This window comes from Halopseudomonas sp., from assembly GCF_038130085.1.
Lineage (GTDB): Bacteria > Pseudomonadota > Gammaproteobacteria > Pseudomonadales > Pseudomonadaceae > Halopseudomonas.
Map to the genome: position 1 here is coordinate 113,774 of NZ_JAYPMU010000006.1, position 24,970 is coordinate 138,743.

Here is a 24,970-nt window from a genome sequence, read left to right on the forward strand (position 1 = left end):
ATGGCCGTACAGGATCTGCTGTCCCAGGATGAGATCGACGCCCTTCTGCATGGTGTAGATGATGGCGCCATTGATACCGATCTCGACAGTGACCCCGGTTCGATCAAAAGTTACGACCTGACGAGTCAGGATCGGATCGTGCGTGGGCGCATGCCGACGCTGGAAATGATCAACGAACGCTTCGCCCGTTATACCCGCATCAGTATGTTCAACCTGATGCGCCGCTCGGCTGACGTCGCTGTCGGCGGCGTGCAGGTGATGAAGTTCGGTGAGTACGTTCATACCCTTTACGTGCCGACCAGCCTCAACCTGGTCAAGATGAAGCCGCTGCGCGGCACGGCGCTGTTCATTCTGGACGCCAAGCTGGTGTTCAAGCTGGTAGACAACTTCTTCGGTGGCGATGGCCGCCACGCCAAGATCGAAGGTCGTGAGTTCACTCCTACCGAGCTGCGCGTGGTGCGCATGGTGCTGGATCAGGCCTTCGTCGATCTCAAGGAAGCCTGGCAGGCAGTGCATGACGTGCAGTTTGAGTACGTCAATTCCGAGGTCAATCCGGCCTTGGCGAACATCGTCAGCCCGAGTGAAGTGGTCGTGGTCTCGACTTTTCACGTCGAGCTCGATGGCGGCGGTGGTGACCTGCACGTCACCATGCCGTACTCGATGATTGAACCGCTGCGTGAGGTGCTGGACTCGGGGTTGCAGTCGGATGTGGATGAGCATGATGAGCGCTGGGTGCGTGCTTTGCGTGAGGAGGTTACCGGAGTCAAGGTGCCGCTGAACGCGACGGTGGTGAGAACCCAGCTCAAGCTGCGTGACCTGCTGAGCATGCAGCCGGGAGATGTGATTCCGGTTGAGATGCCAGAGCATATGGTGCTCTGCGCCAATGGTGTGCCGACGTTCAAAAGCAAACTGGGTTCGGTGAAAGGCAACCTGGCACTGCAGATTCTCGGGCCGCTCGCGCGACCGCGCTGATCGACCACAACAATCAATAACAGGGGACAGCGAGATGGCTGACGACAATAAACCCGACGAAATCAGCCCGGAAGAGCAGGCGCTGGCTGACGAGTGGGCGGCTGCGCTGGATGAGGCGGGCAACGCCGATCAGGATGACATTGACGCCATGCTGGCGCAGAGCACCGCCCAGCCGCGCATGCAGATGGAAGAGTTTGATGCGCCTGCGCGCATGTCCGGCGAGGATATGGATCCAGGCGACAGCCCGAACCTGGATGTGATTCTGGATATCCCAGTGACCATTTCGATGGAAGTGGGCAACACCGAGATTACCATCCGCAATTTGTTGCAGCTCAATCAGGGGTCGGTGGTTGAACTGGATCGTCTGGCCGGGGAGCCGCTGGATGTGAAGGTCAACGGCACGTTGATTGCGCATGGTGAAGTGGTGGTGGTGAACGAAAAGTTCGGTATTCGTCTGACCGACGTCATCAGTCCCTCCGAACGTATCAAGAAGCTGCGTTGATGCGGGCGCTGATGCTGGCGCCGTTGATGGCCCTGTCGGTTGGCGCGATGGCGCAGACTGGCGAGCCGGCAGCTGCTGCTGTGAGCAATGTCGGCGGCGGGTCGCTGGCGATGCAACTGAGCCAGCTGGCACTGGGGCTGGGCTTTGTCGTGGGGCTTATCGTGTTGCTGGGTTGGCTGTTGCGCAGAGTCGGCCCGCTGGCTGCGCAAGGCGGGCAGCACATTCGTCTGGTCAGCAGCCTGCCCTTGGGCCCTCGTGACCGCCTGTTGCTGGTCGATGTTGGTGGAACCCAGATGTTGCTTGGCGCCTCCCCGGGACGAATCAATACGCTGCACGTGTTTGATCAACCTGTAGCCGATCTGGACGCCGCCGCTGCGGCCAATGGCGACTTTGCGCGCAAGCTGCAGGCATTGTTGAAAAGGGAAAATCAATCATGATGCGCTGGTTAGGCCTGTTGCTGGTGCTGCTGGCACCCTCTGTGCTGGCACAGACGGCGGCTGACCCGCTGAGCTTGCCGGCGATTACCCTGAGCACCGATACCGAAGGGCAGCAGACCTACTCGGTCAGCCTGCAGGTCTTGCTGCTGATGTCGGCGCTGACCTTCATTCCGGCGTTTGTGATGATGATGACCAGCTTTACTCGGATCATCATTGTGTTCGCCATCCTGCGTCAGGCGTTGGGTTTGCAGCAGACGCCGTCGAGCCAGGTGCTGATCGGGTTGGCGCTGTTTCTGACCCTGTTCATCATGGCGCCGGTATTCAACAAGATTAACGAGACCGCTCTGCAGCCCTACCTGAACGAACAGATGCAGCCGCAGGAAGCCCTGCAGACCGCCAGTTTGCCGCTGCGCGAGTTCATGCTTGCGCAGACCCGCGAAACCGATCTGGAGCTGTTTGTGCGGTTGGCAAAGCGCACCGATCTGACCGGCCCGGATGAAGTACCTTTCCATATTCTGGTGCCAGCCTTCGTGACTTCCGAACTGAAGACGGCCTTCCAGATTGGCTTCATGATCTTTATCCCCTTCCTGGTTATTGATCTGGTGGTGGCCAGCGTCCTGATGGCGATGGGTATGATGATGTTGTCGCCGTTGATCATCTCGCTGCCGTTCAAAATCATGTTGTTCGTGCTGGTGGATGGCTGGGCGCTGATCATTGGCACCCTTGCAGCCAGTTTTGCGGTTCCCTAGGAGGCCTGCAGATGAGTCCGGAAGTGGCAGTTGGGCTATTCAGCCAGGCGCTTTGGTTGACCTCGGTCGTGGTTGCCATTGTCGTCCTGCCCAGTCTGGTCGTGGGTCTGATCGTGGCGATGTTTCAGGCAGCCACGCAGATCAACGAGCAGACCTTAAGCTTTCTGCCGCGTCTGCTGATTACGTTTTTGACGCTGATCTGGCTGGGGCCGTGGCTGGCGGCGCAGATGGTCGAGTTCACCGATAACCTCTACCGCCAGATTCCCGGATTGATCGGCTGATGATCGAACTGTCCAGCGCCGAGATCAGTCGCTGGGTAGCGAGCTACCTGTGGGTACTGTTCCGTATTGCCTCCCTGCTCATGACCATGCCCGTGCTGGGTACGCAACTGTTGCCGGTGCGCGTACGCCTGTATTTTGCCCTGGCGCTGACGGTGCTTATTGCGCCGCAGGTCGGCGAGGTGCCCATGCTGGATGCGCTGTCTTTGCGGACCTGGGTCGTGATCGGCGAGCAGATCCTGATCGGCGCTGCGATGGGTTTTTCGCTGCAGTTGCTGTTTCAGATACACGTGCTGGCCGGTCAGATCATTGCGATGCAGATGGGTCTCGGTTTCGCTTCGATGAATGACCCGACCACAGGCATTTCGGTTGCCGTGGTAGCGCAGGTGTTCACCATGCTGGTCACGTTGCTGTTTCTGGCCATGAACGGACATCTTGTGGTGCTTGAGGTGCTGACCGAGAGCTTCACCACATTGCCAATCGGGGATAGCCTCGGGCGGCTGGATTTTCAGGCGCTGGTGTTACGTTTCTCGTGGGTGCTGGCGACTGCCATTCTGATTGGCTTGCCGGCGATCACCGCTTTGCTGATCGTCAACATTGCCTTTGGCGTGATGATGCGCGCTGCACCGCAGCTGAACATCTTCTCAATCGGCTTCCCGCTGACTCTGGTGTTCGGCCTGTTCATCATGTGGGTGCTGATGGGCAACGTTGCCGGGCAATATCAGGAGCTGGCGTCTGGCGCGCTGATCTGGCTCCGCGCTCTGGTGAGGGCCAACTGATGGCTGAATCAGACAGCGGTCAGGAACGGACAGAAGAGCCCACGAGCAAGCGACTTAAAGAGTCGCGTGATAAAGGCCAGGTGGCGCGTTCGCGCGAACTGAACACCTTGGCAGTGGTGATGTCTGCAGCGATAGGCTTGCTGATGCTGGGGCCCGGCATGGCTCAAAAGCTGATGGACATCATGACCTTCAATTTTGCGTTGGAGCGCGAGTCGCTCTACGGCACTGACGCGATGGGGCTGCACCTGTTTGCATCGTTGCGGGAAGGTCTTGAGGTGCTTGGCCCGCTATTCGGAATACTGCTGGTGGCATCGATCGTCGGTCCGATCATGCTGGGCGGCTGGTTGTTCAGTGCCAGCTCACTCGCGCCGAAATTCGAGCGAATGAATCCGCTGGCAGGTCTCAAGCGGATGTTTTCGATCAAGGCACTGGTTGAGCTGCTCAAGGCGTTGGCCAAGTTTCTTGTGGTGCTCGGTGTTGCACTGGTGGTGCTGCAATTGCGCACCGAAGATTTGCTCAGTATGGCCAAGGAGCCGCTGCCAGCGGCGATCATTCATTGTGCCTGGGTGCTGGGCTCGTCACTTCTGATTCTGTCTTGCTCGCTGATTCTGATCGCCGCGGTGGATGCGCCGTTTCAACTCTGGGATCACAAGCAGAAACTGCGCATGACCAAGCAGGAGATCAAGGACGAGTACAAGGACTCCGAAGGTAAGCCAGAGGTCAAATCGCGGATTCGTCAGTTGCAGCGGGAGATGGCGGAGCGTCGGATGATGAGCAAGGTGCCGCAGGCTGACGTGGTGATTACCAACCCGACGCATTTTGCCGTGGCTCTGAAGTATGACCCGTTGGCCTCCGGTGCGCCGGTGGTGCTGGCCAAGGGCGCGGACTTCGTCGCGCAGCGTATCCGTGAAGTGGCCAACGAGAACGAGATCATCATTCTGGAATCGCCGCCATTGGCTCGGGCGGTGTACTACAGCACCGAGATCGATCACGAAATTCCGTCAGGGCTTTATCTGGCTGTTGCCCAAGTACTGGCGTATGTATTTCAGCTGCGTCAGTATCGGGCAGGGCAGGGCAAGCGGCCCGGACCCATGCCAGATCCAAATATTCCGGATGATCTCAAGCGCTGATAGCGGATCACGGGTCTCTTGGCGGGTTGCTCTGTAACTCAAGATCCTGAATCAGGTCGCCCAAGTCCTCTTCCATCAGCCGCCGTAGTTCCGCTTCGTACTCTTCAATCGAGCCGGACAGGTCCAGAATGATTTCTACGCGTCGATTGAGCGCACGGGTTTCCGGCCACTCATTGCTGGCGCGTGGACGGGTTTCGGCGTAGCCCTGCACGCGCATGCGCTCGGGCTTGATGGTGTCATTCAGCAGCAGGGCGTTAGCGACGGATGAGGCGCGCGCCGCAGACAGATCCCAGTTGGACTGAAAGCGGTTGGTATGGATCGGAATGTTGTCCGTGTGGCCCTCGATAGTTAGCTCCCCCGGCAGCTTGGCAAGCACCTCGGCAATACGGTCCAGCATGTCGTGGAACTCATCGGTCATGTCCGCCGAGCCAGACGGGAAGGAGCCTTTTTCCTCCACCCGGATGATGATGCGCTTGCGGTCGTGCTCCAGCTGCAGGCGACCTTGCGCCAACTCGTTTTCCAGGACCTCACGCAGAGCGTCCATGCTGGTATCGATCTGTTCCTTGGTTGTTTCCTGCACCTGCTTCTGAACGTCCGCTTCCATTTCTTCGCGCAGGGTATCCAGCTTTGGGTCTTGCTCTGTGGTCTGCTGGCGCACGCTGTCGACGGGGGTGGGCTCGGGCTTGCCCGGTGAGAACTTGTCGAAAATGGGGCTGGTGCCCATCGGGATTTCCAGCGCAGGAACGTCGCGCTGTACCCCGAACGCAGCTGACAGCTCGCCAGCGATCTGCTTGAACTTCTGGGCGTCAATTTCCGAGAACGACAGCAGCAGAACGAAAAAGCACATCAGCAGCGACATCAGATCGGCGAAGGTCATCACCCACGCGGGGATGCCAGGGCTGTCGTCTTCCTGCTCTTCCATCAGCCTTCTTTCGCCTCATCGCCAGTCTTGCCACGCTTGTCGGCAGGCAGGTAGCTGCTCAGCAGCTGTTCGATGACGCGGGGGTTGGTGCCTTCCTGGATTGCCAGAATGGCGTCAATCCAGAGTGACTGCATACGTGCTTCTTCGGTCATGCGCAGTGCGAGTTTGTCGGCGATGGGCAGACAGACCATGGTGGCCAACATGGCACCATACAGCGTAGTCAACAGCGCGACGGCCATGGCTGGGCCGATCGACTTGGGGTCTTCCATATTGGAAAGCATCTGTACCAGACCGATCAGCGTTCCGATCATGCCCATGGCAGGACCCACGTCGCCGAGGGCAGAGAAAATCTTGGCGCCCCAACGATTGCGCTCCATCGTCAGCACGCGTTCCTTTTCGAGAATCGCTTTTACTGTTTCCTGAGGATGCCCGTCGATCAGCAGTTGAATGCCGCTGGCCAGAAAAGGTGAGGAAATTTCTTTTTCTTCCAGTGCCAGCAGGCCGGACTTGCGGGCGATGGTTGCCAACTCGACCAGCTCGTTGATGCTGGCTTCAGTGTCGGGCAGCTTGAAACGGAAAGCGCGGCCGGCGACCTTAATGGCGCCAATAAATTGACCAATATTGAATTTCGCCAGTACGACAAACAGGCTGCCGCCAAACACGATCAGCATGGAGGGGACGTTGAAGAAAACCTGGGCGCCGGTGCCCAGCAGAATGGACGCGCCAATAATTGCTAGCGCACCAATCAGGCCAATGAGGGTTGCGAGATCCAACGGGGACTCCTGAGACTGTAGCGACGGGGAGAGTGCAAATGCAGCTCATAGTCGAGCGATAGGAGCTATTCTAAGTGCGCTGGCACAGATTGCAAACGTCCGTCGCTTAACGGTCGACAGGTTCTGGTCAGTCCCGAGGCAGCATTCGAGAGGGTGGTATGACGCAAGGTAATCACATTTCCGGTTGGTCCGTGTTGGCTGCCGCGCTGGTTGCGGCGGCTTTGGCGTTTATCGGCATCAGTCTCAAGACCGGGCTGCTCGAGTTTCGCGGTGCTGACCGCGTAGTCAGCGTCAAAGGCTTGGCAGAGCGAGAGATGCCCGCGGATCTGGCGCTCTGGCCGATCAACTTCAGCGTTACGGGTGACAGCCTCGATAAATTGCAGGATGACGTCGAACATCAGCAGGGGCTGGTACGTTCCTTTTTGCTGCTGAAGGGCTTCGAGGAAAAGGACATCCAGCTGTCGATGCCGAAGATCGTCGACCAGCATGCCAACAGCTACGGTGCTAACCTGCCGCCGCAGCGGTATCGTGCGGAGGTGACGGTGCTGGTTCGCACTGGCGATGTTGACGGCGTCAAGGCCGGCATGCAGACGGTGGGCGAACTGGTTAAATCCGGCGTAGCCCTGACCCAAAGCTACGAGTTTCAACCTACCTTTCTGTTCACCCAGCTCGATTCGATCAAGCCGGACATGATCGCCGATGCAACTCGAGATGCTCGCGCCGCAGCGGACCAGTTTGCCCGCGACTCCGGCGCGTCGGTCGGCAGTATTCGCCGAGCATCTCAGGGCTATTTCTCGATCGACGATGTCGATCCCTTTACCCCCGAGATCAAGCGCATTCGGGTGGTCACCAATATCGACTACAGCCTGGAGTAATCCATCACGCTGAGCTGTGCTCGGTCACAAAGGCATCAATTTGTGCAGGCCAGTCGGTCAGCTGTCGAGCGCTGTTGATAATGCGCAGCTCGGCGTTCGGCAGGGTTTGTGCCAGCGTCTCGGCCGTTTGCAGCGGGTGTATCGGATCGTTTTCCCACGCCAGAATCAAGGTTGGCACAACTAGGGTTTTCAGTGCCGCTGGTGGCGGCAGGTCCGAGTCGCAGGCTGCTTCCAGTATCGCCATCAGATAATCAGGATTCATCTGGGCTAGCGCTTGCAGTGATGCTTGAGCATGCTCCGGGTGCACTTCCAGCAGCCACGCCGGCAGGGCGGGATTCTGCTCTGCCAGCAGTAACAGGCTGTCAAAGCCCCGTTGGCTGATGATGCGTTGCATCTGGCGATAACGGCGAATCTGTGCAGGGCGAGTCTGCCAGGCTGTTGGTGGTGTCGCCAGCACCAGGCAGGACACTCTCTCTGGCGCGTGTAGTGCAGCCAGGAGCGCGCTGGCCGAGCCCATCGAGTGGCCGCCCAGTGCGCACGGCCCGGTGGTGTGGGCTGCGGCCACCCCGAGCAGATCATTTGCCTGCGCGGCCCATGCATAGTCTTCCGGCGTTGCGCTGCCCGGCGACCGGCCGTGGCCGCGCGCGTCGTATCTTACACGGCGGACTTGGCCGTGTTGCGCCGGATGAAACCAGCCGGTTGCGGACTCCTGCGCCATCGAGTGCATCAAGCCATGGGCCCAGACCAGGCTCGGCCCTCGACCGCTTGTGGTTACGTTCAGCATATTCAGCGTCGTTATCAAGGCAGAATCGCCAGCCTAACAGACGGGTATGCCGCTGACAGCCGGAGAGCGCCGAATTAGACTGGCCCACTTGTTTAAATGGGAGTTTGCTGAATGGATCTGTTGGCCTGGGCACATGAGAGTAGTGCCGGTTTTACCCTGCGCGGCTGGCATAGCCAGCCCAGTGGCAAGCCGGTGCTGCATTTTTTGCATGGCAATGGTTTCTGCACTCGCACCTACGAGCCAATGCTGAGTTTGCTTGCCAAGGATTTCGACCTTTGGCTGTGTGATTTGCAGGGCCATGGTCAGAGTGACCATGGCGGCCGTTTCGTTGGCTGGAACCGCAACGCGGAGCTGGCAGCGGAAGCCTTTCTTGAGCAGGGAAAGGTCTTTGGTGACGCACCGCGCATGGTCTGCGGGCACAGCTTTGGTGGTGTGTTGAGCGCCCTGATGATGGCGCGTGAGCCGAGTCTGTTTCAGCGTGCGGTGTTGCTTGATCCGGTGTTCTTTCCGCCGGGGCTGATAGCCTTGCGGCGCGGTCTGGGCTTGTTCGGTTTGCACGACCACCCGGTGGCAAAGCGTGCGGCTGCGCGCCGCGATTACTGGCCGGATCGTACCGCTGCGCACGCTGGCCTGCATAACCGGGGCATGTTCAAGGGCTGGGATGAGACTGCCTTTGAGGCGCACATTGCCCATGCGTTGCGCGAGCGTGAGTCAGGCGGTGTGGAGTTGTGTTGCCACCCAAGCCGTGAGGCGGAGGTGTTTCGTACCATGCCGTCGGCGCTGTGGTCATCCCTGCGTCGGCTTTCGACACCAACGCAGATTGTTTACGGTGACCGTACTTATCCCTTTGTGGGGCACTCTGCCCGCCGCCTGGCGGCGAGCAATCGCCATGTAACTGCGCATAAAACGGCTGGCGGCCACTGCTTCATGCTTGAGCATCCGGCTGCTGCGGCGGCAGCGGTGCGGTTGCAGTTGCTTGGCGAATAGTCTTCAGGCGCGCTCGGCCGGCTCGGCCAGCAGCGCACTGCGCTCTTGGATACTGCGGGCCACGTGCTCGGCCAGACCGGTGCCGGCTTCACTCATGGTCAGATAGGTGTGATCAGCTCCGGCCTGGATGATACGGCGGGCGATATCTTCATACATGGCGTGCGAGACGATCAGGCCGTCGAAGCCGCGGCTACGCAGATTGTGCACGGTGATGGTCTTGGCCTCGGCGTCGTTCATCGCCAGGATGACCGAGTGAATATTAGGCATGTTCAGGTTCTGCCAGAATACCGGGTCTTCGGCGTCAGCAAACAGGGCCTTGCGCCCTGAATTCAGGCTAGCCTCAACAGCAACCGGGTCAGAATCCAGACCGATGACGCGGTAGCCTTTCTCAAACAGGTTGTCATAGGCCGCGCGGCCGGTCCGCCCTAGGCCCATCACCAGAATCTGGGCATCGCCCAAGGTGATTGGCTGCTCGTCGGGGTGGCGAATGTCGCGCTCAAAGCGCGTCAGCAGCGGTGCCACGTGTTCGTAGATGCTATGCACGATGCGGTTGAGTGGCGCAGAAACGACAAAGGAGAAGGCGACCGTTAACGCCAGTGGTATCAGCCATTCGGGTAATACCAGGCTGGCCATGATTAAGCCAAATTCGCTGTAGTTGGTCAGTGTCAGGCTGCTCAGAAAGGCGCTGCGTGCGCGCAGTTTGAAACCGGTGAACAGGAAGAAGAACAGCGCAGTCTTTAGTGGCAGCAGCAGGGTCATGGTTAGTGCAAACAGAACTGCGTGCTGATCAGGCAGGCCGCCCAGGCCGATCTGCAAAAAGAAGCCGACCAGAAAGACTTCCTTGAGACTCCAGAGTGACTGCGACAGCTCTCCGGCGCGTTTGTGGCTGGCCAGCATGGCGCCGAAGGCCAGCGCGCCCAGCTCGGAGCTCAGGCCCAGGGCTTCAAAGCCAGCGCCGCCGACGACCAGCGCCAGCAGCAGGCCAAGCAGCACCATTAGCTCTTCGCGGCCACTCAGATCCAGCAACTTGAACAGCAGTGGGCGGCAGAGCGGCAGGATCAGCACCATCAGCGCCCAGCCGGAGGGTGTCTGGCCGCTGGCGACGCTAATCGCCACCAGGGCGATTAGGTCCTGCATGATTAGTACACCAATCGCTACCCGGCCGTGGAAGGCCCGCAGCTCGCGCTTACTTTCCAGTACCTTGGCTGCCAGCACCGTACTGGAAAACGACAGTGCCATCGCCAGCAAGGCGGCCTGGCCAAGCGGCATATCGAGGAGGAACATAAAAGCGGGGAGGAACAAGGCGCTGGAGAGGCCAAAGTGCAGCAGACTGCCGCCGATGACTTCCGGGCGAACCAGATTCTTGATCTTGAGTTTGAGGCCGACGGTAAACAGCAGAAGCAGAACGCCTAGATGGGCGATGTGGCTTAGCACGTAGCTGTCTTCAGGGCCCACGCCAACGCGCTCACCGAGCGCAGACAGTGCAAAGCCAGCACCCAGGTAACCGATCAGTGGAGGCAGACCAACCTGCTTGAACAGCAGACCCAAACCAAAAGCAAAGGCAATCCAGACCGCTTCAATCACAACCGCATTCCGTTATCCATGTGGGGAGGCCCCGGTTACAGCCGCTTGGGGCTGTTTCGTCTGCCCAGACTATATCGGACTCGGTGCCGTTTTGCCGAGTTCGCGGGGCCAAAATGCACAAACCCGGCAATTGCCGGGTTTGTGCATGATGCGTGAGCTGCCGAGTATTAGGCGGCGACGATGACGTCGCCGTGATTCTCGGGCTCGATCAGCGCCCGGTGAAGCGCGGCGATGGCAGCGTCGTAGTCCTCTTCCTGAACCACGCACTGCATTTCGACCTGGCGGATCGACTGGTGTACCGCCTGGATGCTGATGCCCGCTTCGGCCAGGGCTGCGACCGTCTTGGCCAGGATGCCCTTGACCTTGAGGTCGGAGCCGATCGCCGAGACGATGGCAATGTTGTGCACGTTGACTTCGGCCATCGGATAACGCTCCTCGATCAGGCGCGAGGCGCGATTGATCATTTTGCGTGATGCCGAAACGTAGTAGGTGATGCTGTTGGCGTCAGAGTCCTTGTTCACGACGTAGAGCTTCAGCTGCTTCAGCAGGCGAGTGATCTCCAGGTCGTACTCGACGTCGCCGAGCATTTCCTGATCAAACACTTCAATGCCGAACACGTCCTTGCGGCCGGCGATGATCTCTACACAAGGCTTCTCGCTGCAGTAATCCTGGCTGATCAGGGTGCCTTGGTGTTCCGGCTCGAAGGCGTTCTTGATGCGCAGGTGAATGCCGGCGCGGCGCAGGGTACGCGCTGCCTTCGGGTGGATCGCTTCCATGCCCAGGTTGGACAGTTGGTCTGCGACGTCGTAGTTGGTGCGACCGATCGTGACCACTTTGTCTACGCCGACCAATGCCGGGTCGGCGCTGGAAAGGTGGTATTCCTTGTGGATGATGGCTTCACTTGCACCGGTAGCCGCGGCGATCTGGGCGAAGGTGATCTCGCTGTAGCCGCGGTCGAAGGTATTCATCAGGCCTTCGCTGCAATGGGTATAACCGGTCGCAACCACCAGCTCTTTGTTGAAGTCGATGCCGTCAAAGCTGTCGCGCACCATTTCCTGAAAGGCTTTGGGTTCGCGCTGGTTCCAGCCGGTCAGGTCGGCCAGGCGGGCGTTTATGCCCGCTTTCTTCAGGGCCAGAACGGTGTTGAAGGCGCTGTGGGCTTCGCCCAGTGAGGCGAGCATTTCGCGAACTTTCATCAGGTGTTCGGTCAGCTGGAAATGGCCGTAGGAGCAAAGCTGTTGCAGGCTGACCATGCAATCGCGGACGTCGCTGATACGGCCTTCAATGAAACGGTTGGCGGCTTGCAGTTCGTACTCGCCCTTGAACAGTTCAGCGTTCTTGGCGGTCATGGCTTGCTGAACGTTGTCCAGCGCTTCCAGCCAGGCATCCTCGTTATGGGCGTCGGCGAAGCGCTCGTAGACTCCCGGCTCACCGGTTTTCTTGTGCTCCAGCAGCATGTTGGTCATGCCGGAGTAGGCAGAGACCACAAAAATGCGCTGGTACAGCTCAGCACCCTGACGTTGGCCAATGAAAATGTTTTGCAGTACTTCCTCGAAGCGGCTCATGGAGGTGCCGCCGATTTTCTCTACTGTATGCATGGTCCTGGTTTCTGTCGTTGGTGAATGCTGGCCTGCCACTGGCAGGTCGGAGCCTCATGCTCCGCCGCGAACGCCGCCGGCCCTCGTGGGGCGCAGCCGGCAGATTATCCACATCAAGGCATCGTCGGAATAGATGGCTGAGTGAATCTAATTGTTGCATCTGACGTGCGGTGTGCGGGTGGCGGTCACGGTTATCGTGAACCGCAATCAGAGCCGCCCACCACCGGATTCCGGGCGGCTCTGAGTGGCGTGAACTGAAGTGCGCTTTCCTTATATGGAGTCTGCGCTCTGATCACGCTAGGGCGGGCGGTTCAGTCCATATCGACCGGGTAAACGCCGTCCTTGTCGTGCACTTCCTTGCCGCTCAGGGGCGGGTTGAAGACACAGGCCATTTTCATGTCTTCGGTGCCGCCGCGCAGCATGTGCTCGTCATGCTTGTCCAGAATGTAGAGGGTGCCGGGACGAATCTGATAGACCTTGCCATCGGACAGGGTTTCGATTTCGCCGTTACCGCTCATGCAATAGACCGACTCCAAGTGGTTCTTGTAATGGATGTGGGTCTCTTTGTTGGCGTAGATGGTCGTGATATGGAAGGAAAACCCCATGTTGTCGTCCTTGAGCAGCATCCGGGTGCTTTCCCAGGTCTCGGTGGCGACACGGCGTTCGGAGTTTTCGCAGTCTTCCAGAGTACGTACGATCATGGATGTTCTTTCCTTACGAAGCTTGGTTAGCGACCTGTTCTGCCATGACTTTGGCAAACGCAGCGTCGAGAATGGCCAGAGCCTTGTCGATCTGTTCTTCGGTGATAGTCAGCGGGCACAGGCACTTAACGACCTGGCTATGGTTGCCGCTGGTTTCGATTACCAGACCGTTGGCGAAGGCTTCCTGGCAGATGGCGGCAGCGACTTCGCCGTCCGGGCAGTTGATGCCGATCATCATGCCGCGACCCTTGACGTAAAGAGAGTCGGGGCCGTGCTTGCGAACAATCTTCTGCATGCCTTCGCGAATGCGCTGGCCTTTGGCCTGAACGCTCTTGGCGAAGCTGTCGTCTGCCCAGAAATGCTCGATGGCAGTGGCGGCGGTGACAAACGCATGGTTGTTGCCGCGGAAGGTGCCGTTGTGTTCGCCCGGTTCCCATTGGTCGAGTTCGTTGCGCATCACGACGATGGCGAACGGCAGACCAAAGCCACTCAGTGACTTGGACAGGGTGATGATGTCGGGCTTGATGCCCATCTCTTCAAAGCTGAAGAAGGTGCCGGTACGGCCGCAGCCAGCCTGAATGTCATCGACAATCAGCAGCATCTCGTGCTTACGGCACAGCTTTTCCAGCTTGCGCATCCACTCGGCTGAGGCGGTGTTCAGGCCACCTTCACCCTGGACGACCTCAACGATCACTGCCGCCGGCTTGTCGATACCGCTGCTCGGGTCGCTCAGCATCTTGTCCATCATGGAGATGGTGTTGACCTTGTCGCCGAAGTAGTTGGCGTAGGGCATGCGGCTGACTTCGCTCAGCGGTACGCCGGCGGCGCCACGATGGTGGCCGTTACCGGTGACGGACAGGGCGCCGATGGTGCAGCCGTGGAAGCCGTTGGTGAAGCTGATCACGTTGCTGCGGCCGGTAACCTTGCGGGCGAGCTTCAGGGCAGCTTCTACCGCGTTGGCGCCGGTCGGGCCGCTGAACTGCACCTTGTACTTGCCAAGGCCGCGGGGCTCAAGGATGACCCGGTTGAAGGTCTCCAGGAAGCGCTCTTTGGCATCGGAGTACATGTCCAGGCCGTGGGTCAGGCCGTCGTCTTCCAGGTACTGGATCAGCGCCTTTTTCAGGACCGGGTTGTTGTGCCCGTAATTCAGGGTGCCAGCACCGGCGAGGAAATCGATGTAGTGCTTACCTTCTCGGGTGATCAGCTCCGCGCCGCGGGCCTGTTTGAAGATCACCGGGAACGAGCGGCAGTAGCTGCGAATATCCGATTCGTTTTTCTCGAACTGTTCAAAGGTATTCATGAAATCTCCTGATCTCAGTGCTGAGCGTCGTTGGGTGCAGACTGGGTAAAGGGGCCGGCGCGATAGATCACTTCGTCATCGTGCTCGCCGTTGAAATGGGTCTGGCGTGAAAACAGCACCTCGGTGCTGTAGTCGGCGCCAAGCAGGCGGAAGGCTTTTTTGAACAGCGCCTCGGATGCGTCGTTGCCGGGGGAAATGGTTGTCTCCAGGCGAGTCACACCTTCAGGACGCAGGCGCTCGACTAGTCCGAGCAGCATCTTCAAGGCCAGGCCTTGGCCGCGCATGCGGCTGTCCACTGCGACTTGCCAGACGAACAGCGTGTCCGGGCGTGCCGGTGGACGGTAGCCAGAGATGAAGCCAACCAGATCGCCGTCGGAGGTCTCGGCCGCGATAGCGGTGTCGGCGAAGTCGGAACATTGCAGCAGGTTGCAGTACACCGAGTTGGTGTCCAGCGGCTTGCAGCGTTCGACCAGGCTGTTAAGGGCAAAGCCGTCCGTGCTATTTGGTTTTCGTAGTGTTACTGGTGTAAGGGGCAAAACGGGTTCCTAATGCTTATGCATAAATGCTTTTTTCATAATAAACATATCCAAAAAATTATCTCAACCGCCTGTAATTGCCCATTTTTCTAGGGTTTACCCGCTTGTCAGATATTTATAGCTGTTAAATAGATGTGTCATGAAAGTGTTTTTTAGTATAAGGATTTTGCCTGAAATGCAGCTATAGCAAGGGCTGCGCTGTGGTCACGGCGCAGGGCGTTTAAGGTGGGATTTGAGGGGGCGGGAAGGAGGGTTCCCCCTGCTCGAGTGAGCAGGGGGAGAGGATAAAAAAATCTGTTACAGGGTGAAGCCGCCGTCGATCGGGATGATGTTGCCGGTCATGTAGGCGCCGCCGGTGCCCGCCAGCATTATTGCCAGCGCCGACATTTCTTCTTCGCGGCCCCAGCGTTTCATTGGGATGTGCTTGCAGTCCTCAGCCATGGCTTGCGGGTCGCTATGGATGTGGCTGGTCATCTTGCTCGGGAAGCGGCCGGGGGCGATGACGTTGACGTTGATGTGCTCGCTGACCAGTTCGCGGGCCAGGTTGCGTGACAGCTGGTGTACCGCCGCCTTGCTCGGACCGTAGGAGTAAGCCTGCTCGCCGAACGAGCTGATGCCTGCAACTGAACCGATATTGATGATGCGGGCCGGGTTTTCCGCGCTGGCCGAGCCGCGCAGCAGCGGCAGCAGTTGCTGGATGCAGCTGAAGACCGAAATCACGTTGAGCTGCATGACCTTCTCCCAGCCGGACACCGGGAATTCTTCCAGCGGTGCGCCCCAGCTGGTGCCAGCGTTATTGACCAGAATATCCAGGCGGTCGGTGATTCCGCGCACATCCTCTGCCAGCTGGCGGGCGCCTTGTTCGGTAGAGAGGTCGGCGGCCAGGGCGATACACTCGCCATACTGGCTCAGTTCCTGGGCGGTTTGCTGGCCCTCGGCGATCTTGCGGCAGCAAATGATGACGCGAGCCCCGGCTTCCAGGTAACCCTGGGCGATCATGCGGCCAATGCCGCGGCTGCCGCCGGTAACCAGCGCGGTGCGGCCGGCGAGGCTGAAGTAATGCTGCATGGATATCTCCTTGACGTGTGCAGATGACGATTTCGTTCAATCCTTACGGTAAACCAGTGCCCACCTCACCCCCTAGGTTTATCCAGAGCGCAAATACTGGCCCATGGGCAGGTGATGACCGTCGCTGCGATTATTTGGCTTTTGGCTTATCCTTTGGCACATAAGCCCGCGGAACTGTTGTCACGTACGACGTTCACAATGGCGAGCCTGAATTTCAGCAAAGTGAGGAAGCAATGGGACCTGTTCGACGTTCGCGTAAAGAAGACGCATCTGCCTGGACCGTGGCCGACAGCCGCAGTGTCTACGGCATTCGGCACTGGGGTGCCGGCTATTTCAACGTCAATGAACAGGGGCATGTGGAAGTCAGGCCGCGCGGTTCTGAGGGCGGCAGCATTGATCTGCATGAACTGGTGGGCCAACTGCGTGAGAGCGGCCTGGATTTGCCGTTGCTGGTGCGCTTTCCAGACATTCTGCAGGCGCGCGTACGTCAATTGACCGGCGCCTTTGATCGCAGTATCGAGGCGCTGGGCTACGGCAGCGGCTACACCGCGCTGTACCCGATCAAGGTTAACCAGCAGGAGGCAGTGGTCGAGAACGTCATTGCCACCGAGAACGTCTCCATCGGTCTGGAAGCGGGTTCCAAGCCGGAGTTGATGGCGGTGCTGGCGCTGGCGCCCAAAGGCGGCACTATCGTCTGTAATGGCTACAAGGATCGCGAGTTCATTCATCTGGCACTGATCGGCCAGAAGCTGGGGCACAAGGTTTTCATCGTCATCGAGAAGGAGTCGGAGGTCCGGCTGGTCATCGAGGAGGCGGAGAAGCTGGGCGTGACGCCGCAGGTCGGTCTGCGGGTGCGGCTGTCTTCTTTGGCGTCGAGCAAGTGGGCTGACACCGGTGGCGAAAAATCCAAGTTCGGGTTGTCGGCGGCGCAGTTGCTGCGCGTAGTCGAGACCTTCCGCGCTGCCAACCTGCAGGATGGCGTGCGTCTGCTGCACTTCCACATGGGCTCGCAGATTGCCAATCTGGCCGATTACCAGCACGGCTTCCGCGAGGCAATTCGCTACTTTGGCGAACTGCGCGCGCTGGGCCTGCCGGTTGACCACATTGATGTCGGCGGTGGTCTTGGTGTCGATTACGACGGCACCCATTCGCGCAATGCCAGCTCGATCAACTACGACGTTAACGAGTATGCCCAGACCGTAGTTGGTATGTTGCGCGACTTCTGCGACGAGCAGGGGCTGCCGCATCCGCACATCTTCTCCGAGAGCGGCCGGGCGATGACTGCCCATCATGCGGTGCTGATCGTGCAGGTAACCGACGTCGAGCGCTACAACGATGTGATGCCGGAGATCGAGGATCTGGACGCCTTGCCTCTGGTGGTGCGCAACTTGGTCAAGTTGCAGGACCAGCACGACGTCGAGATGGTCACCGAAACCTACTGGCGCGCGACCCACTATATGGCTGACGTCGCTGCGCAGTATGCTGAGGGCAAGGTGACGCTGTCTGAGAAGGCGCTCGCCGAACAATGCTATTACGCCCTCTGCAACCGCCTGCACGCGCTGCTCAAGGCCCGTCAGCGCTCACACCGCCAGGTGCTGGATGAGCTGAACGACAAGATGGCTGACAAGTACATCTGCAACTTCTCGGTGTTCCAGAGCCTGCCCGATACCTGGGCGATCGATCAGGTGCTGCCGATTGTGCCGCTGGATCGGTTGGAGGAGGAGCCCTTGCGCCGTGCAGTGCTGCAGGATCTGACCTGTGACTCCGACGGTAAGATTCGCCACTACGTCGATGAGCAGAGTATCGAGAACAGCCTGCCGGTACACGAGCTGCGCGAGGGTGAGGATTATCTGTTGGGGATCTTCCTGGTTGGCGCCTATCAGGAGATTCTGGGGGATATGCATAACCTGTTCGGCGACACCGATTCGGTTAACGTCTATCTGCGCCCTGACGGCAAGGTGGTTCATGGGGGCATTGAAACCCATGACACCATCGAGGATATGCTGCGTTACGTGCACTTCGCCCCGGACGAACTGGTGACGCTGTATCGCGACAAAGTCTCCGGTGCGCGTCTGAGCCCGGCCGAGCGCACGCGCTTTGTTGATGCGCTGCGGCTCGGGCTGACACGTTCTTCCTACCTTAACGCCGAGTAATCAGGACTTCAGGCTGATCCAGGTCGCTTCCGCCCAGCCTGCGGGCTGGCCGGCGGCATCGTAGATGGCAGTGCCCGCGCGATGCTTGCGGCCGTCGTGGGCAATCCCCCAACCGGCCACCACCAGCTGCTCGCCAACCTTGATCGGTCGCTCGATGTGCGCTGCAAAGCGGCCGAGCAGGGCCACACCGGCCTGGTCGCGCACCGCAAAGTAACCGGGGCAGTCCAGCGCGGCCCAGATGAACTCCGGCGCGACGGTGCCGTCACCGGCGTCGAGAGTGCTGTCGGGTGTCCAGGGGCAGGCGACAGTGCTGTCGCGCCCGCTGACCGGGCCGGTGTGCAGCAGCAGACCGTCGTGCTCGCAGCGGTTGGTGCCGCAGACAAAGCAGCCGGGCAGGCCATGGTCGGCATAGCCGCTGAACAGCGGGCGCGCCGCTTCGGCCTCGGCCAGACTGACCGCGGGCGGTGGCGTCAGCTCAATCTGGAAGGCCTTGGCGCTGCCGAGCAGGGTTTCGCCTTGCAGCAGGCGTGCGCCTTCGGCGTCACGGACGATCTCGAGTTCGGTATCCAGCGGCGGTGGCGCGTGCAGGGTGACTTGGCTCGGCTCGCCCATAGCGTTTGCCAGCAGGCCGCAGACATAGCCGCCGTTGCCGCTGTTGGGTGGGCCGCAGAAGCGCTTGCGGATCACGGTCGGGGTGGTGCTTGGCATATGTGTATTCCTTAATGGCTCCAGCCGCCGCAGACCGGGAACACCTGACCAACAAAGCAGTTGGCGGCGTCTGAGCACAGATACGCGGCAAAGTGGGCGTCTTCTTCTGCCGACACCAGCCGGCCGAGCGGGACTTCGCGCTGCAGCCTTGCCTGAAAGGCCGGGTTGGCCTGGATGTCTGCGGGGAAATAGGTTGGGTTGTCGACGAAGTTCTGGGCGATGGCGTTGACCTGAATGCCCTTGGCAGCCACTTCTGCTCCCACGGCCTGCACCCACGCCAGCTGGGCGCCACGGGCGGCGCTGTAACTGGAAGCGCGCTTCATGCCGCGCAGGGCTGAGGCGCTGCCCATCAATAGGATCTTGCCGCTGCCGCGACTGATCATGTCAGGTAGTGCGGCCCGGGCGAAACGGGGCAGCGGGTCGACCATGTGGCGAAACAACAGGCCCCATTCCTCGTCTGCTACCTGATCGGCAACCGTGCTTGGTGCGGGTACGCCGAGGTTGAGCAGCAGTACGTCAAATCGGCCAGCTTCGGCGATCAGCTTCTGCGGCGCTTTGGGGTCCAGAAAGTCGCGGTTATCGGCAATGACCTCGGCTCCGCAGGCCTCGAGGGAGCGCTGCAGTGCCGGGCCCATGAAATCGTCCGCTTGGGTCAGCAGGATACGTTTGTTGCTCAGATCGCACAGACTCATCGTTCGTCTCCTGTCAGCTTGCAGGGAAATGGCGCTCCAGGAACGGCAGCAGGAAGCTATTTACCTCCACTGGTTTTTCTGCCTGAATCCAGTGACCGCAATCCGAAATCACATGCTGCTCAACCTGCGGCACCACGCCCGGCATTTTCTTGATGGTATAGGCTTCCAGCGTACCAACCGGGTCACGGTCACCGATCAGGAACAGGGCGGGCTGCTCGATCTGGCGACCGGCCAGGGGCTCGGTGCGCTCCCAGTTGCGTTCAAAGTTGCGGTACCAGTTGACCGGGCCGCGGAAGCCGCTTTGTTCAAAGGTTTTTACGTAGACCTCGAAGGCCTCGTCCGAGCACCAGGCAGGCTGCTTGTCGGGATCGGTATAGTCGTCCAGCCAGGCAGCGTCGGCTGGCTTGTCCTGGACCAGGGCGCCGCCGTCCTGACTGTCCAGCCCCTTCATCATCAGGCGCATGGTGCGCGGAATGTCTGCCGCCAGCTCGGCCTCGGCCAGGCCCGGCTTCTGGAAGTACAGAATGTAGTGAAAGCGATCCTTGTAGGCTTCGCGCATCATGTTGATGGCCGGCTGGCGCGGACGGCCGCCGAACGGTACCGACATGCCACAGACCGCCTTGATGCGTGCCGGTTCGAGTAGCGCCAGATGCCAGGCCACCGGTGCCCCCCAGTCATGGCCAATCATCGCGACTTGCTCCTGGCCGTAGTGGTTCATCGCGGCCTGAATATCAGCGCACAGGGTTAGCAGGTCGTAGGCTTCGACCGCTTCTGGTGCTTCGGTAGCGCCATAACCGCGCATTTCGGGGGCAAATACCCGGTAACCTTGTGCGGCAAGAGCAGCGATCTGATGCCGCCAGGAGTACCAGCACTCCGGGAAGCCATGCAGCAGCCAGACGGGCTTGCCGTTCTCGGGGCCTGCGATATGGACGCTCAGCTGTATACCGTTGACTTTGATCAGCTGTTGTTGTGACTGCTGCATGCCGCTCTCCACTGAATCAGAAGACGACACTATGACAAATCGACGTGCAGATGGCGCGATTGTCGCATGCGCATTCATCAGCCGAAGTGGCAAATATCCGCGCGATCCATGATTCGCGAATAATGGCATTGTGCTGCTTTGGACGTGGCTACGAGTGTGCGCTGCTGAGCTATGCTACTGCGTAGTATTTATCCGCGATGTCCAAGCAGGGAGTAAGGGCCACGCAATGAAAAAATCACGTCCGTGGATCACGTTGCAGGGACTTATTGCCGTATCTATCGTTGTTTGTTTGCTCGCCATGTTGGCGGTCACGGCACTGCAGGGCTATCGCGGGGCTCGTGCGGTGCTGGTGGCTGCCGCATCCGATTCGGCCAAGCAGATTGGCTCATTGCTTAACGAGCGTGCGGAACGGTTGCTGTCGCCCGGCGAAAATGCCTTGCGGTTGCTGGTACACGACCCTTTGGTCGGCGCTCGGTCCCTGTCTGACAGGGTCAAGCGGCTACCCGCATTGGCGCAACTGGTGCGCGAAGGAGCAGCAATCAGCGCGGTGTACGCTGGCTACCCGGACGGCGAGTTTTTCCTGGTGCGGAGGGTGCCGGAAGGCGGTATCAACGACTACTTGCTGCCGGAAGATACCCGCTTCTTGGTGCAGTCCGTCGAGCGTGAAGGCGACGAAATTCTGGGTCGCTGGCTGTTCTTCGACGCGGAACTTCACCAGATCGGCAGTCGGCCGGTGCCCGAGTATCGCTATGACCCGCGCAGTCGGCCCTGGTTTGAGCTCGCCAAGCAGTCTGATGGTGTAGTGCTGACTGAACCTTATCTGTTTTTCACCACCAACCAGGTCGGCCTGACCATGGCCCAGCGCAGCCAATTGACTGCAACGGTGGTTGGTCTGGATGCCGCTGTTGATGATCTGGCGGTTGAAGTGCAGGACATGCACCTGACGCCCGGTACTGAGATGGCCATCGTCAGCGGCCAGCGGGTCATTGCCTATCCGGATATGGATAAGCTCATCGTACTCAGTGAAGAGGGGCCTCCGCGCCTGGCAACGATCGACGAGTTGCAGGTGCCTGTGCTGAGTGAGCTGGCAGACCTCAGGATTAGCGCTTCCGAAGTGAAACTGATGCAACGTGAGGACGGCGACTGGTATGTGATCAGTCTGCCGCTGACGCGAATCGGTGACGAGTTGGGCCGGGTTCTGATTGCCATGCCGGGCAAGGAAATGCTTGCGGGCGTGGTGGGCATTCTCAAAAAGCAGGCGATCTGGGCGTTGGTGCTGATGCTGCTGCTGGTGATGATCGGCTGGGCGCTGGGGCAGCGACTGGGTGGGCCGCTCAAGGCGTTGGCTGATCAGGTTGGTGCGCTGAGTAATATGGACTTCAGCAAGTGGGTTGGCGTGCGCTCCCGGATTCGCGAGGTCAATGAGCTTGGTGGCGTGCTGGGTCGCATGGCCGGTGCGATTTACCATTTCCAGCAAATATCTCTCGCCCTTAGCCGGGAAACTCGTCTGGATCGCATGCTGGACGTGGTGCTGGGGCACTTGATCGAGATGGCCAAGGGACGCGGTGGTGCCGTGTTCCTGTACGACGAAGATAGTAGCGAGCTGCGCCTTGCGAGCGGCGTTAACGCTGAGCACTATCCTCAGACGCTCAAGCTTGATGACGAGCTGCGCAGAAAGCCCGCGCGGGTACTGGCAACCCGGCTTGACCGTGATCACCGTTATCTCACGCTTGCGCTGCATGACCGTCAGGAGAACCTGATCGGCGCGTTGGCGGTGGAGGTGTCACCGTTGCTGCCTTCCAGTACCGTGAGCAGTCTGCGACAGTTCCTCGATAGTCTCTCTGGGACGCTGGCAGTGGCGATCGAGACCCGTCAGTTGTTCGATGATCAGCAGGTGTTGATGGAGTCGATCATCCGTTTGCTGGCCACCGCGATTGACGCCAAGTCACCTTACACGGGCGGTCACTGTGACCGCGTACCGCAACTGGCCGAGATGCTGCTCAATCGTGCTTTGAGTTCTGATGATGGCCCGCTGGCAGACTTTGCCATGGATGAGGACGAGCGCTACGCGTTTCGCATCGCTGCCTGGATGCACGATTGCGGCAAGATCACCAGTCCGGAGTATGTGGTCGACAAGGCCACCAAGCTGGAAACCATCTACAACCGCATCCACGAACTGCGCACCCGCTTCGAGGTGCTCTGGCGCGACGCCGAGATTCGCTATTGGCAGGGGCGGGCGGACGGCGAGGACGAGTCGGCGCTCGCTGCTGATCTGGCAAAAACCCATGAACGCTTGCAGGCTGAATTTGCCGAGGTGGCCAAGGCCAACGTCGGTGGCGAGTTTATGCGGGATGAGGATATCGAGCGCCTGCGCACGATTGCCGAGCAGACCTGGACGCGGCACTTTGATGATCGTCTCGGGTTGTCGCAGGAGGAGTTGCGTCACCTTGAAGGTGCACCGGCACAGACGTTGCCGGTGGTTGAGCACTTGATCAGCGACAAACCCGAACATCGAATTCCGTGGGGTGATCGCAAGCCGCCGGTTGCCAAGGATGATCCGCGCAACAAATGGGGCTTCGACATGGATCCGCCGGAGGACAGTTTCAACCTCGGCGAGCTGCACAACCTGTCGATCCAGCGCGGCACGCTGACCCCCGAGGAGCGCTTCAAGATCAACGATCACATCGTGCAGACGCTGATCATGCTCAGTACTCTGCCGTTCCCTCGTCACTTGCGCGGGGTGCCAGAGCTGGCCGCGAACCACCACGAAAAACTCGATGGCACGGGTTATCCACGGCGACTCGGTGACGACCAGCTAACGGTACCAGACCGGGTGTTGGCGATTGCTGACATCTTCGAAGCGTTGACCGCGGCAGATCGGCCCTACAAGCCGGCCAAGACGTTGTCAGAGGCCGTCAAGATCATGCTGTTCATGGCTAAGGATCGACATATCGACCCGACGCTGCTGGCGCTGTTTTTGCGCACCGGTGTGCACGAGCAGTACGGGCAGCTGTTCCTGTTCGATTTTCAGTGTGACGATGTGGACGTCGAGGGTTGCCTTGCCCAGTTGCGCGAATGGGGGCTGATTTCGGAACAGGATAGCCAGCCGCTGGCTTGACCGCAGATAACGAAATTGTGGCAATCTGTGCCTCCTGCCGGCGGCGGATGGCGCGGCAGGGATCGAGAGCCATAACAAGAGAGTGGTCATGCTGAGTCTGTCGCCCGTTGCTGAATCTGCCACCTTGCTGCGCCGTATTGGCGTCGTGGTCGGCTCCGTCCTGGTTACCTTGGGATATTGTCTGGATGTGCTCTGGCGGGCTGCACTGCGTCGGCTGGATCGCGCGCGGGTGGACCGCTACACGCGCGGTTGGGCGAGCAAGCTGCTGCGCCTGGTGCGGCTGCAAGTGTCGGTATTTGGCCAGCCGCCGAACTTTGATGACGGTCGCCGCTATATGGTGCTTTGCACCCACGCGAGTCATTACGATATCCCGGTCAGCTTCGTCGCCCTGCCTGGCTCCATTCGTATGTTGGCCAAGGCTGAGCTCTACCGCATTCCGATTCTTGGGGTGACGATGCGGCTGGCCGAGTTTCCCTCGATCAACCGTCACAAACGCAATCAGGCAATGGCTGATCTGGCGCGGGCGCGGCAGATGATGGAGTCGGGCATTGTGCTCTGGGCAGCACCGGAAGGGACACGTTCACGAACCGGAGCGTTGTTGCCGTTCAAGAAGGGCTGCTTTCATCTGGCGCTGGATACCGACGCGATCATCGTTCCGGTGGCGATTCGTGGAATTCACAATGTGCTGCCTGCGCGCAGCTGGCGCTTTAACCTGGGCCAGCAGGTATCGGTGCATATCGGTGAACCGCTGGATGCCAGCCAGTTCGATCGCGAACAGCTGGATGAGCTGATGGGCGAGACCCGTCGGCGCATCGCCGAGTTGCTTGGGTCCTCTGATCAGGGGTGCTCGTCCAGCGCCAGATGAAACTGGGCGCCCTCGGATTCGAGGGGCGCCAGCAGGGTTGTGCAGTAGCTCAGCTCGTCCAGCAGGTCGCGTACCTTGTTGCTGTTCAGGCCGCTGCGCGGGGTTTTTCGCAGGTGCTGCTCCAGTGCTTCCAGGGTGCTCATGCCGGTGGCTGAGGGCTGCCAGCTGACGTCTTCGATACCCCAGATGTGGCCGGTCTCCGGATCAATCTCCGGCAGCGCTTCGGTACCGCCTTCTTCCTTCAACATGGCTACGGCGGTCTGCAGTTCCAGCGCCGTGGTGTCGACAAACTGACTCAGTTCGGTGACGCCCAGCGTGCGGCACAGGCCGTCAAGCAGCTTCAATTCGTTGCGCAAATGTTCGAGTAGCCGGTCGCCTGACTGAAAACGGCGACCCAGCAGGGTGTTCAATCGCAGGGCGCTTGCCACATGCTGCTCCTGATGTGCTGGTGTGTTGCTGCGGCTTACTTTACCTCAG

Annotated in this window: 25 protein-coding genes; 12 read left to right on the top strand and 13 right to left on the bottom strand. The window is 59.7% G+C overall.

All coding sequences use genetic code 11. The annotated features are described in order from the left end of the window. Genes fliM through flhB form a run of 7 tightly spaced genes read left to right on the top strand, consistent with a single transcriptional unit; the run spans window position 1 to window position 4,847 of the window. Window positions 1-972, top strand: coding sequence for a flagellar motor switch protein FliM (gene fliM, locus AAFM31_RS06705; protein ID WP_341707124.1), 972 nt, complete (start codon window positions 1-3; stop codon window positions 970-972). Window positions 973-1,006: 34 nt separating this feature from the next. Further along, window positions 1,007-1,474 carry a flagellar motor switch protein FliN gene (gene fliN / locus AAFM31_RS06710; protein ID WP_341707125.1) on the top strand — a complete coding sequence of 156 codons (468 nt, stop codon included), beginning with the start codon at window positions 1,007-1,009 and terminating at the stop codon, window positions 1,472-1,474. Further along, window positions 1,474-1,911 carry a flagellar biosynthetic protein FliO gene (gene fliO / locus AAFM31_RS06715; protein WP_341707126.1) on the top strand — a complete coding sequence of 146 codons (438 nt, stop codon included), beginning with the start codon at window positions 1,474-1,476 and terminating at the stop codon, window positions 1,909-1,911. The genes fliN and fliO overlap by 1 nt, the downstream gene beginning before the upstream one ends. After that, window positions 1,908-2,660 carry a flagellar type III secretion system pore protein FliP gene (gene fliP / locus AAFM31_RS06720; RefSeq protein WP_341707127.1) on the top strand — a complete coding sequence of 251 codons (753 nt, stop codon included), beginning with the start codon at window positions 1,908-1,910 and terminating at the stop codon, window positions 2,658-2,660. Before fliO ends, fliP begins: the two co-directional genes overlap by 4 nt. A gap of 11 nt (window positions 2,661-2,671) precedes the next feature. After that, on the top strand, window positions 2,672-2,941 hold the full coding sequence (gene fliQ, locus AAFM31_RS06725; RefSeq protein WP_341707128.1) for a flagellar biosynthesis protein FliQ: 270 nt from the start codon (window positions 2,672-2,674) through the stop codon (window positions 2,939-2,941). Further along, window positions 2,941-3,717, top strand: coding sequence for a flagellar biosynthetic protein FliR (gene fliR / locus AAFM31_RS06730; protein ID WP_341707129.1), 777 nt, complete (start codon window positions 2,941-2,943; stop codon window positions 3,715-3,717). The genes fliQ and fliR overlap by 1 nt, the downstream gene beginning before the upstream one ends. Further along, complete coding sequence (flhB, locus tag AAFM31_RS06735) at window positions 3,717-4,847, top strand: flagellar biosynthesis protein FlhB (RefSeq protein WP_341707130.1); 1,131 nt, start codon at window positions 3,717-3,719, stop codon at window positions 4,845-4,847. The genes fliR and flhB overlap by 1 nt, the downstream gene beginning before the upstream one ends. A 7-nt stretch (window positions 4,848-4,854) precedes the next feature. Here flhB and AAFM31_RS06740 read toward each other — a convergent pair whose 3' ends face one another. Beyond that, window positions 4,855-5,769, bottom strand: coding sequence for a flagellar motor protein MotB (locus AAFM31_RS06740; protein ID WP_371833019.1), 915 nt, complete (start codon window positions 5,767-5,769; stop codon window positions 4,855-4,857). Then, window positions 5,769-6,542, bottom strand: a complete 774-nt coding sequence (pomA, locus tag AAFM31_RS06745; RefSeq protein WP_341707131.1) for a flagellar motor protein PomA — start codon at window positions 6,540-6,542, stop codon at window positions 5,769-5,771. Before pomA ends, AAFM31_RS06740 begins: the two co-directional genes overlap by 1 nt. 158 nt (window positions 6,543-6,700) lie before the next feature. On the opposite strand from pomA, the gene AAFM31_RS06750 reads away from it, so the two are divergent. Continuing rightward, entirely contained in the window at window positions 6,701-7,417 is a 717-nt protein-coding gene (locus tag AAFM31_RS06750; RefSeq protein WP_341707132.1) for an SIMPL domain-containing protein, read from the top strand. A 4-nt stretch (window positions 7,418-7,421) separates the two neighbouring features. Here AAFM31_RS06750 and AAFM31_RS06755 read toward each other — a convergent pair whose 3' ends face one another. After that, complete coding sequence (locus AAFM31_RS06755) at window positions 7,422-8,201, bottom strand: alpha/beta hydrolase (RefSeq protein ID WP_341707133.1); 780 nt, start codon at window positions 8,199-8,201, stop codon at window positions 7,422-7,424. 111 nt (window positions 8,202-8,312) lie between these two features. Between AAFM31_RS06755 and AAFM31_RS06760 the strand changes: the two genes are divergently transcribed. Beyond that, window positions 8,313-9,188, top strand: coding sequence for an alpha/beta hydrolase (locus tag AAFM31_RS06760; RefSeq protein ID WP_341707134.1), 876 nt, complete (start codon window positions 8,313-8,315; stop codon window positions 9,186-9,188). A 3-nt stretch (window positions 9,189-9,191) separates the two neighbouring features. On the opposite strand, the gene AAFM31_RS06765 is transcribed toward AAFM31_RS06760, so the two are convergent. The 6 genes from AAFM31_RS06765 to AAFM31_RS06790 all read right to left on the bottom strand — a co-directional run bounded on the left by AAFM31_RS06765 (window position 9,192) and on the right by AAFM31_RS06790 (window position 15,975). After that, a complete protein-coding gene (locus AAFM31_RS06765) occupies window positions 9,192-10,772 on the bottom strand; it encodes a cation:proton antiporter family protein (protein ID WP_341707135.1) in 1,581 nt (526 codons plus the stop codon). Window positions 10,773-10,939: 167 nt separating this feature from the next. Next, window positions 10,940-12,370: an aspartate kinase gene (locus AAFM31_RS06770; RefSeq protein ID WP_341707136.1), complete on the bottom strand. Its 1,431-nt coding sequence runs from the start codon at window positions 12,368-12,370 to the stop codon at window positions 10,940-10,942. A gap of 311 nt (window positions 12,371-12,681) precedes the next feature. After that, a complete protein-coding gene (locus tag AAFM31_RS06775; RefSeq protein WP_341707137.1) occupies window positions 12,682-13,071 on the bottom strand; it encodes an ectoine synthase in 390 nt (129 codons plus the stop codon). Between the two features lie 13 nt (window positions 13,072-13,084). Then, on the bottom strand, window positions 13,085-14,371 hold the full coding sequence (ectB, locus tag AAFM31_RS06780; protein ID WP_341707138.1) for a diaminobutyrate--2-oxoglutarate transaminase: 1,287 nt from the start codon (window positions 14,369-14,371) through the stop codon (window positions 13,085-13,087). Between the two features lie 14 nt (window positions 14,372-14,385). Next, window positions 14,386-14,907: a diaminobutyrate acetyltransferase gene (ectA, locus tag AAFM31_RS06785; protein ID WP_341707139.1), complete on the bottom strand. Its 522-nt coding sequence runs from the start codon at window positions 14,905-14,907 to the stop codon at window positions 14,386-14,388. A gap of 297 nt (window positions 14,908-15,204) precedes the next feature. Next, the gene (locus AAFM31_RS06790; RefSeq protein WP_341707140.1) at window positions 15,205-15,975 is read right to left on the bottom strand and encodes an SDR family oxidoreductase; all 771 of its coding nucleotides are present in this window, start codon (window positions 15,973-15,975) and stop codon (window positions 15,205-15,207) included. 233 nt (window positions 15,976-16,208) lie between these two features. Between AAFM31_RS06790 and speA the strand changes: the two genes are divergently transcribed. Further along, on the top strand, window positions 16,209-18,128 hold the full coding sequence (speA, locus tag AAFM31_RS06795) for an arginine decarboxylase (protein WP_341707141.1): 1,920 nt from the start codon (window positions 16,209-16,211) through the stop codon (window positions 18,126-18,128). Here speA and AAFM31_RS06800 read toward each other — a convergent pair whose 3' ends face one another. From AAFM31_RS06800 to AAFM31_RS06810, 3 genes are read right to left on the bottom strand one after another with little or no spacing between them, the layout of a single operon-like run. Then, a complete protein-coding gene (locus tag AAFM31_RS06800; RefSeq protein WP_341707142.1) occupies window positions 18,129-18,836 on the bottom strand; it encodes a hypothetical protein in 708 nt (235 codons plus the stop codon). Window positions 18,837-18,847: 11 nt separating this feature from the next. Then, complete coding sequence (locus tag AAFM31_RS06805) at window positions 18,848-19,528, bottom strand: SDR family oxidoreductase (RefSeq protein WP_341707143.1); 681 nt, start codon at window positions 19,526-19,528, stop codon at window positions 18,848-18,850. A 13-nt stretch (window positions 19,529-19,541) separates the two neighbouring features. Continuing rightward, on the bottom strand, window positions 19,542-20,510 hold the full coding sequence (locus tag AAFM31_RS06810) for an alpha/beta hydrolase (RefSeq protein ID WP_341707144.1): 969 nt from the start codon (window positions 20,508-20,510) through the stop codon (window positions 19,542-19,544). 226 nt (window positions 20,511-20,736) lie between these two features. Between AAFM31_RS06810 and AAFM31_RS06815 the strand changes: the two genes are divergently transcribed. Together AAFM31_RS06815 and AAFM31_RS06820 are read left to right on the top strand one after the other, a co-directional pair. Beyond that, complete coding sequence (locus AAFM31_RS06815) at window positions 20,737-23,628, top strand: HD domain-containing phosphohydrolase (RefSeq protein ID WP_341707145.1); 2,892 nt, start codon at window positions 20,737-20,739, stop codon at window positions 23,626-23,628. Window positions 23,629-23,716: 88 nt separating this feature from the next. Continuing rightward, entirely contained in the window at window positions 23,717-24,493 is a 777-nt protein-coding gene (locus AAFM31_RS06820; RefSeq protein WP_341707146.1) for a lysophospholipid acyltransferase family protein, read from the top strand. On the opposite strand, the gene AAFM31_RS06825 is transcribed toward AAFM31_RS06820, so the two are convergent. Further along, window positions 24,466-24,921: a hypothetical protein gene (locus AAFM31_RS06825; RefSeq protein WP_341707147.1), complete on the bottom strand. Its 456-nt coding sequence runs from the start codon at window positions 24,919-24,921 to the stop codon at window positions 24,466-24,468. The two genes, AAFM31_RS06820 and AAFM31_RS06825, sit on opposite strands and share 28 nt — an antisense overlap. Window positions 24,922-24,970 lie beyond the last annotated feature (49 nt).